A 15,242-nucleotide genomic window follows, 5' to 3' on the forward strand; every position below is an offset into this window, starting at 1 on the left:
AGTGCCGTGAACCGCAGTGAGCTGGTCGCAGGTGTCGCAGAGAAGGCGGGTATCCCGCGCAACCAGGCCGAGAAGGTGCTCGACGCCCTCGGTGACGTGGTCACGGAGGCCGTGCACAAGGGCGACAAGGTCTCGCTGACCGGTCTGCTCAGCATCGAGCGGGTCAAGCGCGCCCCGCGCACCGGCCGGAACCCCCAGACGGGCGAGCCGCTGGCGATCCCGGCCGGTTACTCGGTGCGGCTGTCCTGCGGTAGCCGCCTGAAGGCCGCCGCCCGCGGCGACCTCCGCACGGTCAACCAGGCCTGACCGGCCAACGCGCGGTCAGCCAGGCCTGAGCGACCACCGCGCGGTCAGCCAGGCCTAAGCCTCGCCGGCCACAGCGCGAGGCAGGCCTGGCCGCGCGGTCGAGTGGGGTCAGCGGCGGACGGCGGTTGCCCAGTACGGGGTGTCGGCCGTGGGCGGGGTGGTGAAGCGGGCGTTCGGCAGGTAGAGCCGCGCCCCGAACGCCGCCGCCGTGGTCGGTACGTCGAAGTCGGTGCTGGTGATCTCCTTGACCAGCCGGCCGCGTGTGCCGGCGTGGTTCAGGTCGTATACGCCGATCTTGTTCAGGCGGTTCTGCACGACGTACAGGCGATTGCCGAGCAGCAGCAGCCCGTCGCCGTTCGTCAGCAAGGTGGTGGGCGAGCCGAGATCGACCCGCTGGGTGACGCCCGTGCTCGGGTCGACCTTGAACAGGAAGCCCGTCGCCGACTGCACGATCAGCAGGCTCCGGCCGTCGGGTGTGAGCGAGATGCCGTTCGCGTTGAAGCCCGCGACGTGCTGGTAGTCGCCGGTCAGCGGGATGGTCTGAACGGCCGACTGCGGCGGCAGCCCGTGACGCCCTAGCGGCACCTTGTAGAGCACGGGCTGGTTCGAGTCGGTGAACCAGGCCGCGGTCTTGCTCAGCACCACGTCGTTCACGAACGTCGGGGTGGCCTTGGTGAAGGTGTACGACGCGAGCAGCTTCCCGGTCCGGGTATCGATCACCCGGCCGTCGCCACCGCCGCCACCGGCCACGAAGAGCCGGCCGCGGTTGTCGGCCTTCATGCCGAGTGAGCCGGTGCCGGGGCCCTTGGCGAGGATCCGGCCCTCGCCCGTACGGAGATCGGCGGTGTAGATGTCGCCGTTCAGACGCGAGCCGAAGTAGGCCTGACCGGCCCGGTCGATCGCGATGCCCTCCGGCTGGAACCCGTTAGGCAGCTCGACGCGGGCAGGGAAGGCGCCGCTCGCCGAGGCGGGAGCGGCGGAGAGTACGAGGCCGGACAGCGCGAGCATTCCGGCGACGGCCTGAACGGCTCGGAAAACGGTACGGCGGCGGGACATGGCGGGTCCTCCCTGACGTGGAGCCGGCTCCCCGAGAACCGCACGGCCGACTCATCGGCTGGTGTGATGTTCCCGTCATGAGAACGGGAACATTCCCACCGTAGGCTGCATCGTCAAACGTTCAACCTCGTCCGGAAGAACAACCCGGTCAGCGAGCAATCCTCAGCCCGCCATCCAGTTCTGCACGTCGTCGATCTCGCGCGGCAGCATGTCGGACAGGTTCTCCGTGCCGTCGTTGGTGATCAGGATGTCGTCCTCGATCCGGATGCCGATACCGCGCAGGTCCTCCGGCACGGTCAGGTCCTCGGCCTGGAAGTACAGCCCGGGCTCGACCGTGAGCACGTAGCCCGGCTCGACCGTGCCCTTGTTGTACTTCTCGTCCCGCGCCGCCGCGCAGTCGTGGACGTCGAGACCGAGCATGTGGCTGACACCGTGCAGGGTCCAGCGGCGGTAGATCATGCTGCTCGGGTCGAGGGCCTCCTCGGCCGAGACCGGCAGCAGCTCCATCGCCTCGAGGCCGTTCGCGATGACCTCCATCGAGGCGCGGTGGGCGGCCATGAAGGGCGCACCGGGCTTCAGCGCCGCGATACCGGCCTGCTGCGAGTCCAGCACGAGTTGGTAGAGCTCGCGCTGCCGTGGCGTGAACTCGCCGTTCACCGGCAGCGTGCGGGTGACGTCCGCGGTGTAGAGGTGACGGCCTTCGACACCCATGTCGAGCAGCATCAGCGTGCCGTCGTTGACCGGGCCGTCGTTCTCGATCCAGTGCAGGGTGGTCGTGTGCGGACCGGCGGCCGCGATCGAGGTGTAGCCGACGTCGTTGCCCTCGGCCCGGGCGCGCCGCCAGAAGGTGCCCTCGATCCAGCGCTCGCCGTACTTGCGGACCTTGTCCATCTCGGCCAGTACGTCGGAGAAGCCGCGGTGCGTGATCGCGCAGGCCTCGCGGAGCTGCTCGATCTCGAACGCGTCCTTGACCAGGCGCAGCTCCGACAGGGTCCGGGCCAGCTCGTTGTCGCGGTCGGCGTCGGCGTTGCCGACCAGGGCGGCGATGGTGGCGTCCTCGTCGCGGCGGACCCGGGTCGGTACGTCGTTCTTCAGCGCGCCGGCCAGTTCGTCCACGTGCCGGGTCTCGATGCCGAACTCGCGCGAGGTCTCGGTCAGCGATGGGCGGCGACCGGCCCACAGCTCGCCGTACATCCGGTCGCGCCAGAACTCCTCGCCCTGGCTGCGCTCCGACCGCGGCCGGAAGTACAGCACGGCGTCGTGACCGCTGGTGCCGTGCGGCTCGAGCACGAGTACGGCGTCCGAGGTCTGATCGCCGACCAGCCAGACGTAGTCGGTGTGCGGGCGGAAGACGTAGTCGGTGTCGTTCGAGCGGACCTTGTACGTGCCCGCGGGGATCACCAGCCGCTCGCCCGGGAAGGCCTCGGACAGCCGGTCCCGGCGCTTCGCGGCCCAGGAGCCGACATCACTCAGCGTCACGTCGTGCCGCTCGATGTCACCCCAGCCCTGGTTCATGAACGCCCGCAGCTTTTCGGGGGTGTGCGGGTCGTGCGAGGCGGTCTTCGGGGCCTGTTCGTCGGTCATCGGCGACTGTCCTTCGTCGTTCGGCCGCCGCGGTCGTCACGGTCAGCGGGTGTGCACCTCGTCGCCGCGGAGAGTGGTGCCCTCCGGCAGCGCCTCGGCCGGGTCCGAGCCGATGCGAGTGATCGCGTTCTGCTCGTCTACGAAGACTACGCTCGGTTCGAAGACCTTGGCCTCGGAGTCCTCGAACAGGCCGTACGAAATCAGGATGACCAGATCGCCGGGGTGGATCAGGTGGGCCGCGGCGCCGTTGATGCCGACGATGCCGGAATCGCGCGGACCTTCGATCAGGTACGTGGACAGCCGGTTACCGTTGGTGATGTCGACGATGTCCACCTTCTCGCCCGGCAGCAGGTTCGCCGCGTCCATCAAGGTGGCGTCGAGCGTGCACGACCCCACGTAGTCCAGGTCCGCCTGCGTGACCGTGGCCCGGTGCACCTTCGACTTCATCATCTCGCGCTGCATGGCCCACATGATCCGGTCTCCGGCCCAACCTGTCAGTGGCGGCCGTCACCACCCTTTGGCGTTCATTCGTCGCAATCCACCCCCTCAGCCAGAGCGGACCGGTACCGGCCAGCGGCGGGGAGAGGGCGGATTTGCGACGAAAGAAACGCACCAGGGGCTAGGGCTTCAGCGGGCGGCGGGTTCGAGTTCGCGTTCGGGTATGGCCGGCGCGGGTGGTGGGGTGCGGAGGGACTCGCCTTCGACGTCGACGTTCGGCAGCAGGCGGTCGAGCCAGGCCGGCAGCCACCAGGCGGAGCGGCCGAGCAGGGCCATCACCGCGGGCACGATCGTCATCCGGACCACGAAGGCGTCGATGGCGACGGCGATCGCGAGGCCGAAGCCGATCTCGCGGACGAAGGTCTCCGGCGACAGAATGAACCCGCCGAACACCCCGATCATGATCACCGCGGCGGCGGTCACCACCCGGGCGCCGTGACTGAAGCCGTCCACGACCGCCTCGACCGGTTCAGCACCGTGCACGTGTTCTTCCCGCATCCGGGTGACGAGGAACACCTGGTAGTCCATCGCGAGCCCGAACACGATGCCCACCAGGAAGACCGGCAGCATGCTGATCACCGGCCCGGTCTGGCCTTCGATCCCGAACAGGTCCGCGAACCAGCCCCACTGGAACACCGCGACCACCGCGCCGAAGGTCGAACCGACCGTCAGCAGGAAGCCCAGCGTGGCCTTGAGCGGTACCAGGATCGAGCGGAAGACCAGCATCAACAGCAGAAACGCCAGTCCGACTACCAGCAGCAGGTACGGCGCGAGCGCGGCACCGAGTTTGGCCGACGTATCGATGTTGAAGGCCGTCGCGCCCGTCACTGCGACATCGCTGCGCGGGAGGTCGCGGATGGCCTCCACCAGCTCTTTCGTCTCCGGCGTACTCGGGCCGCTTGAAGGGATTACCGTCAGCAAGGCTGTGTCACCCGCCGGGTTGAACGTCGGCGGCGTTACGGCGGTCACACCTGGCAGGGCCCGTACGGCGGTCCCGACCTCGGCAGCCGTCGCCTTCGGGTCCGAGGCTCCGGCGCCATCTACGACGAGCATGAGGGGTCCGTTGAACCCAGGGCCGAATCCGGCCGTCAGGATCTCGTACGCCTTGCGCTGGCTCGACTCGGGTGCAGCCGTACTGTCGTCGGGCAGACCTAGCTCGAGGTCCAGGACCGGTACTGCGACTACGCCTAGGCCTAGTACGGCGACGAGGAGTACCGGGATCGGGTTGCGCGTAACGAATCCGGCCCACCTACGACCGGCCGTGGGCTTCGTACGTACCTTGCGGGTGGTACGACGGCCCTGCACCCGGTGGCCCGCGAAACCGAACAGGGCGGGTACAAGCGTTAGTGCGATCAGCACGGCGATCACCACGGTGAAGGCGGCAGCTATTCCCATCTGCGCCAGGAACGGGATACCCACGACCAACAGGCCTACCAGCGCGATGACGACGGTAAGTCCCGCGAACAGCACTGCGGATCCAGCCGTGCCTACGGCCTTTCCAGTGGCCTCCTCGGGCTCGAAGCCTTCCGCCAGCTCGTGCCGGTATCGCGACATGATGAACAAGGCGTAGTCGATTCCGACCGCCAGGCCGATCATCAGCGCCAGAATCGGGGTGCCCTCGCCGATATCGATGAAGCCGGTGGTCGCGGTGATCACGGCGACGCCGATAGCGACGCCGATAAGGGCCGAGAGCAACGGAAGACCTGCGGCCACGAGCGAGCCGAAGGTGATCAGCAGAACCACCGCCGCGACCGCGATCCCCAGCACCTCGGTCAGGCTTTGCTCCTCCTGGACCTGCATCGCGTCACCGCCGTACTCGACGGTCAAACCGGCCGCCCTGGCTGGTTCGGCCGCGGCCTTCAACGCGTCTTGCGCCTCGGGGCTCATCTCGTCGACCCCGACGGTGTACGTGACCTGGGAGAACGCGACGAGGCCGTCCGCCGAGACGGACCGGCTCTGGAACGGATCGGCGGCCTGCCCGACCAGCGGCGCGGAGCTCATCCGCTGCACGGTGGACCGGATGACGGCGGTGTTCTCGGGGTCGGTGAGCTTCTCGCCGGGTGGCGCCTGGAAGACGACCCGGGCGGTCGCGCCATCGGCGCCGGACTCGGGGAAACGCTGCTCGAGCAGGTCGATAGCGCGCTGGGATTCGGTGCCAGGAATGGAGAATCCACCGCCGGTCGGGCCGGACAGCGTCGCCGCGCCGGTGACCCCGACGGCGAGTAATCCCAGCCAGACCAGGACAACAAGTCTGCGCCGGCGAAAGGCGAACCGGCCGAGGCGGTACAGGTAGGTAGCCATACCCACGAGCCTCGCGGCTGGACGCCGTAACCCGCGTCGACCGCCCGCGGGCTCTTCGGTCTACCGCAACCGTCGTACGCCGGCCGTCGCCGTACCGCCGCGGTGCTACCAAGGCACTGCGGTGGACGGGGTAGGTCAGCGGCTGCCGGGGCGAACGAGGCCGCTCTGGTACGCGATCACCACGAGCTGGGCACGGTCGCGGGCGCCGAGTTTCACCATCGCGCGGTTGACGTGCGTCTTGGCCGTCATCGGCGAAACCACCAGGCGTTCGGCGATCTCGTCGTTCGACAGGCCCGTCGCGACCAGGCCGAGCACTTCCCGCTCCCGCTCGGTGAGAACCGCGAGTTCCGCCGGAGCCGCCGCCTGGTCCAGTTCGGGCTGTGCCAGGAAGCGGTCGATCAGGCCACGAACCGCCTTAGGGGACAGGAGGGCGTCTCCGCGGGCGACGATCCGGATGGCGTCGATGAGTTCGGCTGGTTCGACGCTCTTGCCGAGGAAACCGCTCGCGCCGGCCCGCAACGCCTGGAACACGTACTCGTCGATCTCGAAGGTGGTCAGGATCAGCACCCGCACACCGGCAAGCGACTCGTCCGCCGCGATCTGCCGGGTGGCCGCGAGCCCGTCCAGGCCGGGCATGCGGATGTCCATCAGGACCACGTCGACCCGTTCGGTACGAGCCAGCTCGACCGCCTCGTGCCCGTTCGCGGCTTCGCCGACGACTTCGAGATCAGGGGCAGAGTCGACCAGGACGCGGAACCCGCGCCGGATCAGTGTCTGGTCGTCGGCCAGCAACACCCGGATCGTCACGTGGTTCTCCTTGGTCGTTGGTGCTCTCACAGATGGGCAGAACGGCCTGCACTTGGAATCCACCCGTCCCGACAGGTAAGGCGTTCACCTGGCCTCCGACGGACTGGACGCGTTCGCGCATACCTAGGAGCCCGTGGCCCGTGCCGCTCGGCGTACTGCTTGGTGCAGCCGTACCGCCGGAGTTGGTGACCGTGACGGTTAGGGCCTTCTTGGCCTGGGTCAACTCGACTCGGGCGGTTGAGCCCGGCGCATGCTTCACCACGTTCGTGAGAGATTCCTGGATCACTCTGTAGGCCGTGAGCTCTACAAGTTCCGGGAGTGGCTGCAGACCGTCTTGGGGCGTCCACTCGACTTGAAGCCCTGCTGCACGGAACGAGTCGATCAAAGCGCCTAGCTCCTGCAGAGTGGGCATGGGCGCTGTAGGCAGTTGGTGGTCCTCGGACCTGCGCAGTACGCCTAGGAGGATCGTCAGCTCGGTCAGGACGGTACGGCCGCCATTACGCACTTCGGCCAGTGCACGTTCTGCTTCCTCCGGCCGATCCCGGAGGAAGTGCGAGGCTACTCCCGCCTGGACGTTCATCAGGGCGATGTGATGCGCGATGACGTCGTGGAGTTCGTGGGCCAGGCGCAGGCGCTCCTGGATGGTCCGGCCGCGTGCCTCTTCCGCCCGTGCCTCTTCCGCCCGCTGCAGGCTCTCGGCCAGCTCGGCCTCGTACGCGCGCCGGTACAGCACGGCCTCACCCATGGCCGCGCCGAGCAGGGTCAGCACGGAGACGCTCAAGTTCTCCAGCACGTCGCCGTCGGTGAAGATCGTGGTGGCCACGACCATCACCACCATGACCACAACCGTCGTGATCGTGCGAGCCACCCGGCGCCCGGACTTGACCACCAGCGTGTAGATCGCGACCGCGATCGCCACCCCGATCGGGCTCTTGACCCCTTCGGCCACGACGTACGCCAGCGCGCAGCCGGTCGTCGCGACGAGGACCAGGAACGGAAGCCTCCGGCGCAGAATCAGCGCGCAAGCCGCGGCCACACTGAGCCCGGCGGCCGTCCGGCTGTCGGGAAAGCCCAGGCCGTGCCGGGGTTCGAGCAGCATGACGAACAGGACCGCCGCCCCGAGCAGAGCGTCCGCGATGAACGGATGCCGGAGGAACCACGGATCCCAGGGCATTTCGGGCCAGTGCCGATTCGATTGTGCAGACACGCCGGCCATCCCCCCACCGTACGGCTTACCACCCCGCGGCCGCGTCGCCTCGCGGTCGTACCCGGCAGGTACCGCGAACGCAGTACCTGCCGGATCCCGGCCACCTTTTCAGGGGTCGACGTGTGAAATCGGGGGTCGACCCGTCAAGGTTCGAACGCCGACCTCCCAGTTGACACGCCGACCCGCGAAACTCCCAAGCGATCCCCAACCCTTAACGCGGCCCGAACCGACCTGACAATCGCGACCACTCAGGGGGACGGGTGCCACAAACCGACCCGACCGATACCCCCTAAACCGACGAAGCCTCCGCAGCCAGCGAGCGGAGCGACTCGTAGCGGGGGCGAAGGCGAGCAACGCGTTCGATGTCGGCGCTGTCGGGCACGAGCCGGTCGCCGCCTGCCGACGGGGACAGTCCGAGTGCGACCGCGGCCGCGCCACGCGCGCCTACCTCGGCTTCCGAGCAGACCTCCGCCTCGCGTCCGAACGTGGCCGTCAGACACCGGCGCCACCAGGACGACGCGTGGATGCCACCCCCGCCGAGTACGACCTCGAGCTCACGCCCGAACAGCGAGTCGAGCATTCGCAATCCCCGGTCGATCTCCAGCGACGTGCCCTGCAACGAAGCCGCGAGTAGGTCCGCCGCCGTGTCGTCGAAGGACAACCCGAAGTACACACCCGAACCACCCGGCACGGTCTCCGGCGGTCTGGTCCCGGCCTGGAAGGGGATCGCGATCACTCGCGACGATCCAACCTCCACGCCTTCCGGCTCGGGCGAGGGCAGATCGAGTACTCCGGTCAACCACGCGTGCATGTTTCCCGCCGCGGAAAAGGCCATCCCGGTCACGGCACGCTCGTCGTCGACGCGGTACCGCCACAACTCCCACGGCAATTCCGGCGCGTCGGCGATCGGGTGGACCACCCGCACCGCGGCCGACGTGCCGATGGTCACCGCGGCCGTGGATTCGTCGTAGGCGCCCGTGCCGACGTTCGACGCGGCGCCGTCGCCAGTTGGCGGATGGACCGGTACGGCGACGAGCGAAGGCCAGCGCATGGCGTACGACGGCGAGAGCCGCCCGGCCCAGCGCGACGGCACGATCGACGGGAGCTGGGACGGCGAGACGCCGGCGATTTCGAGGGCCTCGGCGTCGTACCGGCCGGTGGCGAGATCGAGTACGCCGGTGCCGGAGGCCACCGAGACCGAGGTCAGGCGTTCGCCGGTGAGGCGTTCGATCACGAGATCGGGCAGACCCGCGAAGGCCGTGGCCGACGTACCGAGAACCGAGCGCAGCCAGGGGATCCGGCGCGACCAGTAGAGCCGGTGCAGGTAGGCGCCGGTGCGGGCGTGGAAGACGCGTTCGTCGAAATCGGCCGGCAGCTCCGGTGGGATCGAGCGGGTGTCGACCCACGGGATCACCGGCGTGAGCGGCTTGCCCGAGTTGTCGAGGGCAACGATCGAGTGCCACTGGGACGACAGCACGATGTGCTGGATGTGCTCGAGATGACCGCCCGCGTGCAGTTCGTCGATACACGCGAGCAGGCCGTCGACGTACCCGTCGAGGTCCAGCGTGGCCTCGCCCTGGGCGCCGTACACCGGCTGGACCTTGTGCCGGGCGAGGGCGCCGGGAACGGGCGTGGCGGTCTCGTCGAGGACCAGCGCTCGTCCGGACGACGTACCGAGGTCCAGCGCGAGGACCGGCCCGTCACTCCTCGGCATGAAGTGCCTTGAGGAACGCGGCGGCCCAGACGTTCACGTCGTGCGCGGCCAGGTGCTTGCGCATCGCCTTCATCCGGCGGCCGAGCTGCCGGTCGTCGGTGTGCATGGCCTCGACGATGGTGTCCTTCATACCGTTGATGTCGTGCGGGTTCACCAGGAAGGCCTGGCGGAACTCGTCGGCGGCGCCGGCGAACTCGCTCAGCACCAGCGCGCCGGTGTCGTCGTACCGGCAGGCGACGTACTCCTTGGCGACCAGGTTCATACCGTCGCGCAGCGGCGTGACCACCGCCACGTCGGCCGCCCGGTAGAGCGCGGCCATCTCGTTGCGGGCGAACGAGGTGTGCAGGTAGTTGATCGCGGGCGTGCCGATCCGGCCGTGCTCACCGTTGATCCGGCCGACCAGCAGCTCGATGTCGTCGCGCAGTACCCGGTACTGCTCGACGCGTTCGCGGCTCGGGGTCGCGACCTGGACGAAAACGGCGTCGTCGACGGAGACGCGTTTTTCGTCCAGGAGTTCGCCGAAGGCGCGAATCCGCTGGCGAATGCCCTTGGTGTAGTCGAGCCGGTCGATGCCGAGCAGGATGTGCTCGGGATTGCCGACCTCATCGCGGATCTCCTGCGCGCGGGCCAGCGTCTCGGGCTTGCGCGCGAGTTCCTCGAGTTCACCGACGTCGATCGAGATCGGGAACGACTTGGCCCGCACGATCCGGTCGTCGGGCAGGTGAATGCGATCGCCACGGGTGCGCAGGCCCATCCGGTTGCGCGCCAGCCGGGCGAAGTTCGAGGCGGCCCCCGGTCTTTGGAAGCCGACCAGGTCCGCACCCATCAGCCCATCGAGGATCTGCCGGCGCCACGGCATCTGCGCGAACAGCTCGGTCGGCGGGAACGGGATGTGCAGGAAGAACCCGATCCGCACGTCCGGACGGAGCCGGCGCAGCATCGCGGGGACCAGCTGCAGCTGGTAGTCGTGCACCCAGACCAGGGCGTTGTCGGCGGCCGCGTCGGCGGCGGCCTCGGCGAAGCGGCGGTTGACCGCGACGTACGACTCCCACCATTCGCGGTGGAACTCCGGTGGCGCGATCACGTCGTGGTAGAGCGGCCACAAGGTGGCGTTGGAGAAGCCCTCGTAGTACAGCTCGATGTCCTCGGCCGTCAGTGTCACCGGCACCAGGTGCATGCCTTCGGTGTCGAACGGGTCGAGCTTCTCGTCGGCGGCGCCGGACCATCCGATCCAGGCGCCCTGGTGGCGCTGCATCACCGGGGCCAGGGCGGTCACCAGACCGCCCGGACTGCGCCGCCAGGAGGTGCCTCCCTCCGGAGTCTCGACCCGGTCCACGGGGAGCCGGTTGGCCACCACCACGAAATCGCTACGGCTGGTCTGCATGCAGTGTCATCCACCCAGAAATTCGTCGTCGCCGGGGTAGGTGACCCCGGTCTGTCTGCGAGCCTCGTCGAGCAGGTCGAGGATGTCGATGGTCTCGTCGTGCGGAAACGCCGGGCACTCGGTCAACCCCGCCCGTAGCGATCTCATCACCTCGGCTGCCTCATAGTGGTACCCAAGTCCACTCTTCGGTACGGTGATGCGTTCGTCACCTTTTGCCGTACGGCGAATGTAGTGGTCCGGGTGGTGCCAGCGATGCGGCAGCATCAGACTGCCCTCAGGCCCACTGACAGCGGCGATCCAGGGCAGCTGCGCGGTCATACCGCAGGTCAGCGAGGCCATCGCGCCCGGGTAGCGCCAGATCATCGATGTGACGAGATCCACACCGTCCTCGTTCACTTCGGCCATCGCGGTCATCGCCTCGGGCTTGCCCAGGGCCATATACGTGAAGGTGGCCGGATAGATGCCGAGATCGAGCAACGCGCCGCCGCCGAGGTCCGGCCGGAGCAGCCGCTCGGGTAGTTCAGGTTTGAAGAAGCCGAAGTCCGCGAGCACCTGCTTGGGCGCACCGATCACGCCGCTGCGAAGGTCCTCGAAGTAGGCCTGGATGACCGGGTCCGTTCGCATCCACATCGCCTCGGCGAACAACGTGCCGTTGGCCCGCGACAGATCCGCCAGATCACGGGCCTGCCGCGCGTTGAGCGTGACGGGCTTCTCGCACAGCACCGCCACCCCGGCCTCGAGCGCCGCCCGGGCGACCGCGTAGTGCTGCGGATGCGGCGTACCGATGTAGAGCACGTCGACGACCTTCGAGTCGATCAGCGCTCGGTAGTCGTCGAACCGCTGGGCGATGCCATGGACCTCGGCGAACCGGTCGGCACTGGCCATGCTTCGCGACGCGACGGCCGTCACCTCGGCGTCGGGCAGTTCGGCCAGATCGCGGGTGAACGACCCCGAGATGTTGCCGGTGGCAACGATTCCCCAGCGGATCAGATCCATGCTTTGAACTCCGGTGTCGGGAAGGGGCCTTGGGTCGCGGTGCGGATCGTTTCGAAGGCGTGCGCCAGCCGGATCAGGTTGGCGTCGCTGCCCGCCGTACCGCCGAAGATCAGGCCGACCGGCAGACCCTCGACCAGGCCGGACGGCACGCACAGCAGGGGATAGCCGGCCAGCGCCGCGTGCGTCGATGAGCTTCCGAGCACGTTGTCGCCGTTGATCAGGTCGATCGTCCAGGCCGGGGTGTACGCCGGCATCACCAAGGCGTCGAGCTGGTGCGTCTTCAGCAGGTCGTCGATCCCGTCGCGGCCGGTTCGCAACCCCGCCAGCCGCGCTGCGACGTACGACGGGCTGTCGAGGCCATCGGTCTGCTCAGCCTGCTCGAACAACTCCTGGCCGAAGTACCGCAGTTCTACGTCGGCATGCGCCCGGTTGTAGTGGATCAGGTCTGCCAGCGTTCGAGGCCCGCCCTCGGCTCGGGTGGCCAGGTAAGCCGCCATACCGGTCTTGAGCTCGTGGCAGGGCACAACCAGTTGCTCGTCTTGGCCCGGTGTCGGGAGGCTCAAGCCGTCCACGAGGGTTGCCCCGGCTCGGGACAGTAGTTCGAGGGCCTGTTCGCTGACGCGGTCCAGCCCGGCCGAGTAGCCCCAGGCGGATCCACGCGGTACGCCGATCCGGACGCCCTGCAGGCCGTCATCGGCGCAGGCGGCGGCGTAGTCCTTGCCGTCGGCCGCGAGCACCGAGAGCAGCGCGGCGGCCTCCCGCACGGTTTTGGCCATCGGACCGGCGGTGTCCTGCGAATGCGAAATCGGGATGATGCCCCGCTGCGGGATCAGCCCGACCGTGGGCTTGATGCCGACCACGCCGTTCAGGGCGGCCGGACAAACGATCGACCCGTTCGTTTCGGTACCGATGGCCAGGTCCGCGAGACCGGCCGCGACCGCCGCGCCCGAACCGCTGGAGGATCCACCCGCGGACCGGTTCAGTGCATACGGATTGCGGGTGAGGCCGCCGTACGCGCTCCAGCCCGAGCTCGAACCCGCGCCGCGGAAGTTGGCCCACTCGCTGAGATTGGTCTTGCCCAGAATGACGCAGCCCGCCTCGCGCAGGCGCTGGACCAGGGGAGCGTCGTGCGCGGGCGGTGGTTGGCTCGCGAGCGCGTTCGACCCGGCGGTCGTGGCCAGGCCCGCGGTGTCGATGTTGTCCTTCACCAGCACCGGTACGCCGTGCAGCGCGCCGCGCACGTGGCCCGCGGCGGATTCCTGGTCGAGCCGGGCGGCGTCGGCGCGGGCGGCCGGATTCGGCGTGCAAACGGCTCTGACGAGCGGATCGACCTCGTCCAGCCGGGCCTGTAACGCCTCGACCCGGGCGCTCGCGCTGCCCCGGCCAGCGGGGGTGGGAGACGGTCGGGTCGTGGTCACGTCAACGATCCTGCCAGAGTCCGGGCAAGCGCCTGCCGGACACCGTGTCGGAGAATTGTCGGTGCCGTCCGGCATGCTGGTTCCCGTACCTGACACACGCGCCCGAAGGCCGTTGGTGAATGACATCGCTGTTGTTCGCCACGTACAGTGGGGCGCGGACGGACGATCACCGACCGCACGGGAGTCACCAGCCGATGGACAGCGCGAACGCCGCAGCCGCCGACACCGCCGCTCAGCAGGCCGTTGAGGGGCTGTCCGAGCGTGATGGCGCCATCCTGGGTTTCGAGCGCCACTGGTGGAAGTACGCCGGCGCCAAGGAACAGGCCATTCGCGATCAGTTCCAGATGTCCGCCACCCGCTACTACCAGGTGCTGAACGCCCTGATCGATCGTCCCGAGGCTCTTGCTCACGACCCGTTGCTGGTCAAGCGCCTGCGCCGCCTGCGAGCCGCCCGTCAGCGGGCCCGCTCGGCGCGCCGTCTCGGGATCGACGTCTGAGCCCTCTCATGACACCGGCCGACGGCGCCCGTACCCGCGATGAGCGGGGTCAGGTTCTCTCGTCCCTGGTCGCCGTCGCCGCGGTGGTGGCGATCGTGGCGGGACTGCTCTTCCTCTTCGGCACCCGCGGTAGCGAGAGTGCCGCCAAACCGCCGCCTTCCGTGGTCAAGACCACGACCACGGTCTCGGTTTCCGTCACCCCCGCCCCGACTCCCTCGGCCTCCGCGACCGCGCGGGTGACCCCGGCCGCGACGCCGACGGTGAGCGTGCCCGTCGATCGGCGACCACCCGTCGAGGTGTACAACAACACCCGCCGCAAGGGCCTGGCCCAGCAGGTGGCCGACAAGGCCCGCGCCGACGGCTGGAAGGTGGCCGGCCTCGACAACTGGAAGGGCAAGATCGTCACCAGCACGGTCTACTACCCGCCCGGCATGCAGGCGGAGGCCCAGCAACTGGCGACCACCTTGGGCGTCGCCCGGATCAAGGACTCGCTGGAGAACATGAAGTCCGACCGGCTGACGGTGATCCTCACCGCGGACTACCCGGGCTGACCTGGTGAGCACCTTCGAACTGAAGACCTCGGCCGGACGCGACGGCTGGGAGGCCATCGTCGCCGACCCGGCCTCCGCCGTACTCGGCTCGGACTTCGACGGCACGCTTTCGCCGCTGGTCCCGGATCCGACCATGTCCCGCCCGATCGACGGGGCACTGGACGCCCTGGCCCGGTTGAGCCGCTCGCTGCGCCAAGTCGCGATCGTGACCGGCCGGCCCGCGCTGGTCGCCACCGAACTGTCCGGCGTGACGGCCCACGGTGGGCTCGGCTCCCTCGTCGTCCTCGGGCACTACGGCCTCGAGCGGTGGGACGCGACCACCGGAGCGGTGACGAGCGATCCGGTGCCGCCCGGAGTCGAGACGGCGCGGGCCCAATTGCCCGAATTGCTGCGTTCGCTCGGTCAGCCCGACGCGTTCATCGAGGACAAGGGCAGTTCGCTCGCGGTGCACACCCGGCGGCTGCCGACTCCGGATGAGGCCTTCCAGGCATTGCGCGACCCCCTGGGCGAACTGGCCGAAGGCGTTGGCCTGCGGCTCGAACCGGGCAACCTCGTGCTCGAGCTGCGCCCGCCTGGCGTCGACAAGGGAGTAGCCCTGCGCCGCCTGGTGGCCGAGACCGATGCGAAGGCGGTGCTCTACGCGGGGGATGACCTCGGCGACCTGGCCGCCTTCGCCGCGATCGACGCGATGCGCGCCGACGGCCTGTACGCCGTACTCGTGGCGGCCCGTTCGTCCGGCGCGACCGAGGTGGCCGACGCCGCCGACATCGTGGTGGACGATCCGGCCGGCGTGGTCACGGTTTTCACCGCCCTCGCCGACGCCATCGCCGCTCGCGCCTAGACCACCTCATGTTGTCCGCGCGGCGGGCTTGATACGCGATGGCTTCCCGCGCGGCGGGCTTATGTGCGACGGCTTCCCGCGC

General features: G+C 68.9%; 14 protein-coding genes. 4 read left to right on the plus strand and 10 right to left on the minus strand.

Annotated elements, in window-relative coordinates; translation table 11 throughout:
- The first annotated feature begins 6 nt into the window (after positions 1 to 6).
- On the plus strand, positions 7 to 306 hold the full coding sequence (locus ACFFGN_RS06575) for an HU family DNA-binding protein (RefSeq protein WP_380044418.1): 300 nt from the start codon (positions 7 to 9) through the stop codon (positions 304 to 306).
- 108 nt (positions 307 to 414) lie between these two features.
- Here the strand turns inward: ACFFGN_RS06575 and ACFFGN_RS06580 are convergent, their stop codons facing one another.
- From ACFFGN_RS06580 to ACFFGN_RS06625, 10 genes are all read right to left on the minus strand, one after another.
- Positions 415 to 1,362, minus strand: coding sequence for an SMP-30/gluconolactonase/LRE family protein (locus tag ACFFGN_RS06580; RefSeq protein WP_380044419.1), 948 nt, complete (start codon positions 1,360 to 1,362; stop codon positions 415 to 417).
- A gap of 162 nt (positions 1,363 to 1,524) precedes the next feature.
- Positions 1,525 to 2,946: an aminopeptidase P family protein gene (locus ACFFGN_RS06585; protein WP_380044420.1), complete on the minus strand. Its 1,422-nt coding sequence runs from the start codon at positions 2,944 to 2,946 to the stop codon at positions 1,525 to 1,527.
- A 42-nt stretch (positions 2,947 to 2,988) separates the two neighbouring features.
- Positions 2,989 to 3,408 carry an aspartate 1-decarboxylase gene (gene panD / locus ACFFGN_RS06590; RefSeq protein WP_380044421.1) on the minus strand — a complete coding sequence of 140 codons (420 nt, stop codon included), beginning with the start codon at positions 3,406 to 3,408 and terminating at the stop codon, positions 2,989 to 2,991.
- Between the two features lie 165 nt (positions 3,409 to 3,573).
- Positions 3,574 to 5,745 carry an MMPL family transporter gene (locus tag ACFFGN_RS06595; protein WP_380044422.1) on the minus strand — a complete coding sequence of 724 codons (2,172 nt, stop codon included), beginning with the start codon at positions 5,743 to 5,745 and terminating at the stop codon, positions 3,574 to 3,576.
- 135 nt (positions 5,746 to 5,880) lie between these two features.
- Complete coding sequence (locus tag ACFFGN_RS06600; protein WP_380044423.1) at positions 5,881 to 6,552, minus strand: response regulator transcription factor; 672 nt, start codon at positions 6,550 to 6,552, stop codon at positions 5,881 to 5,883.
- Positions 6,473 to 7,759, minus strand: coding sequence for a sensor histidine kinase (locus ACFFGN_RS06605; protein ID WP_380044424.1), 1,287 nt, complete (start codon positions 7,757 to 7,759; stop codon positions 6,473 to 6,475). The genes ACFFGN_RS06600 and ACFFGN_RS06605 overlap by 80 nt, the downstream gene beginning before the upstream one ends.
- Before the next feature lie 289 nt (positions 7,760 to 8,048).
- Entirely contained in the window at positions 8,049 to 9,473 is a 1,425-nt protein-coding gene (locus tag ACFFGN_RS06610) for an FGGY family carbohydrate kinase (RefSeq protein WP_380044425.1), read from the minus strand.
- A complete protein-coding gene (locus tag ACFFGN_RS06615; RefSeq protein ID WP_380044426.1) occupies positions 9,460 to 10,857 on the minus strand; it encodes an alpha,alpha-trehalose-phosphate synthase (UDP-forming) in 1,398 nt (465 codons plus the stop codon). Before ACFFGN_RS06615 ends, ACFFGN_RS06610 begins: the two co-directional genes overlap by 14 nt.
- 6 nt (positions 10,858 to 10,863) lie before the next feature.
- Positions 10,864 to 11,853 (minus strand): Gfo/Idh/MocA family protein, encoded by a 990-nt coding sequence (locus ACFFGN_RS06620; RefSeq protein WP_380044427.1) that lies wholly within the window; start codon positions 11,851 to 11,853, stop codon positions 10,864 to 10,866.
- The gene (locus tag ACFFGN_RS06625) at positions 11,844 to 13,271 is read right to left on the minus strand and encodes an amidase (RefSeq protein WP_380044428.1); all 1,428 of its coding nucleotides are present in this window, start codon (positions 13,269 to 13,271) and stop codon (positions 11,844 to 11,846) included. Before ACFFGN_RS06625 ends, ACFFGN_RS06620 begins: the two co-directional genes overlap by 10 nt.
- A gap of 194 nt (positions 13,272 to 13,465) precedes the next feature.
- Here ACFFGN_RS06625 and napA point away from each other — a divergent pair, with 194 nt between their 5' ends.
- From napA to otsB, 3 genes are read left to right on the plus strand one after another with little or no spacing between them, the layout of a single operon-like run.
- Positions 13,466 to 13,768: a nucleoid-associated protein NapA gene (gene napA, locus ACFFGN_RS06630; RefSeq protein WP_380044429.1), complete on the plus strand. Its 303-nt coding sequence runs from the start codon at positions 13,466 to 13,468 to the stop codon at positions 13,766 to 13,768.
- A gap of 8 nt (positions 13,769 to 13,776) precedes the next feature.
- The gene (locus ACFFGN_RS06635; protein ID WP_380044430.1) at positions 13,777 to 14,319 is read left to right on the plus strand and encodes a LytR C-terminal domain-containing protein; all 543 of its coding nucleotides are present in this window, start codon (positions 13,777 to 13,779) and stop codon (positions 14,317 to 14,319) included.
- A gap of 4 nt (positions 14,320 to 14,323) precedes the next feature.
- Positions 14,324 to 15,160 carry a trehalose-phosphatase gene (gene otsB / locus ACFFGN_RS06640; RefSeq protein WP_380044431.1) on the plus strand — a complete coding sequence of 279 codons (837 nt, stop codon included), beginning with the start codon at positions 14,324 to 14,326 and terminating at the stop codon, positions 15,158 to 15,160.
- The last annotated feature ends 82 nt before the right edge of the window (positions 15,161 to 15,242 follow it).

The organism is Kribbella deserti (assembly GCF_042434725.1).
GTDB lineage: Bacteria > Actinomycetota > Actinomycetes > Propionibacteriales > Kribbellaceae > Kribbella > Kribbella deserti.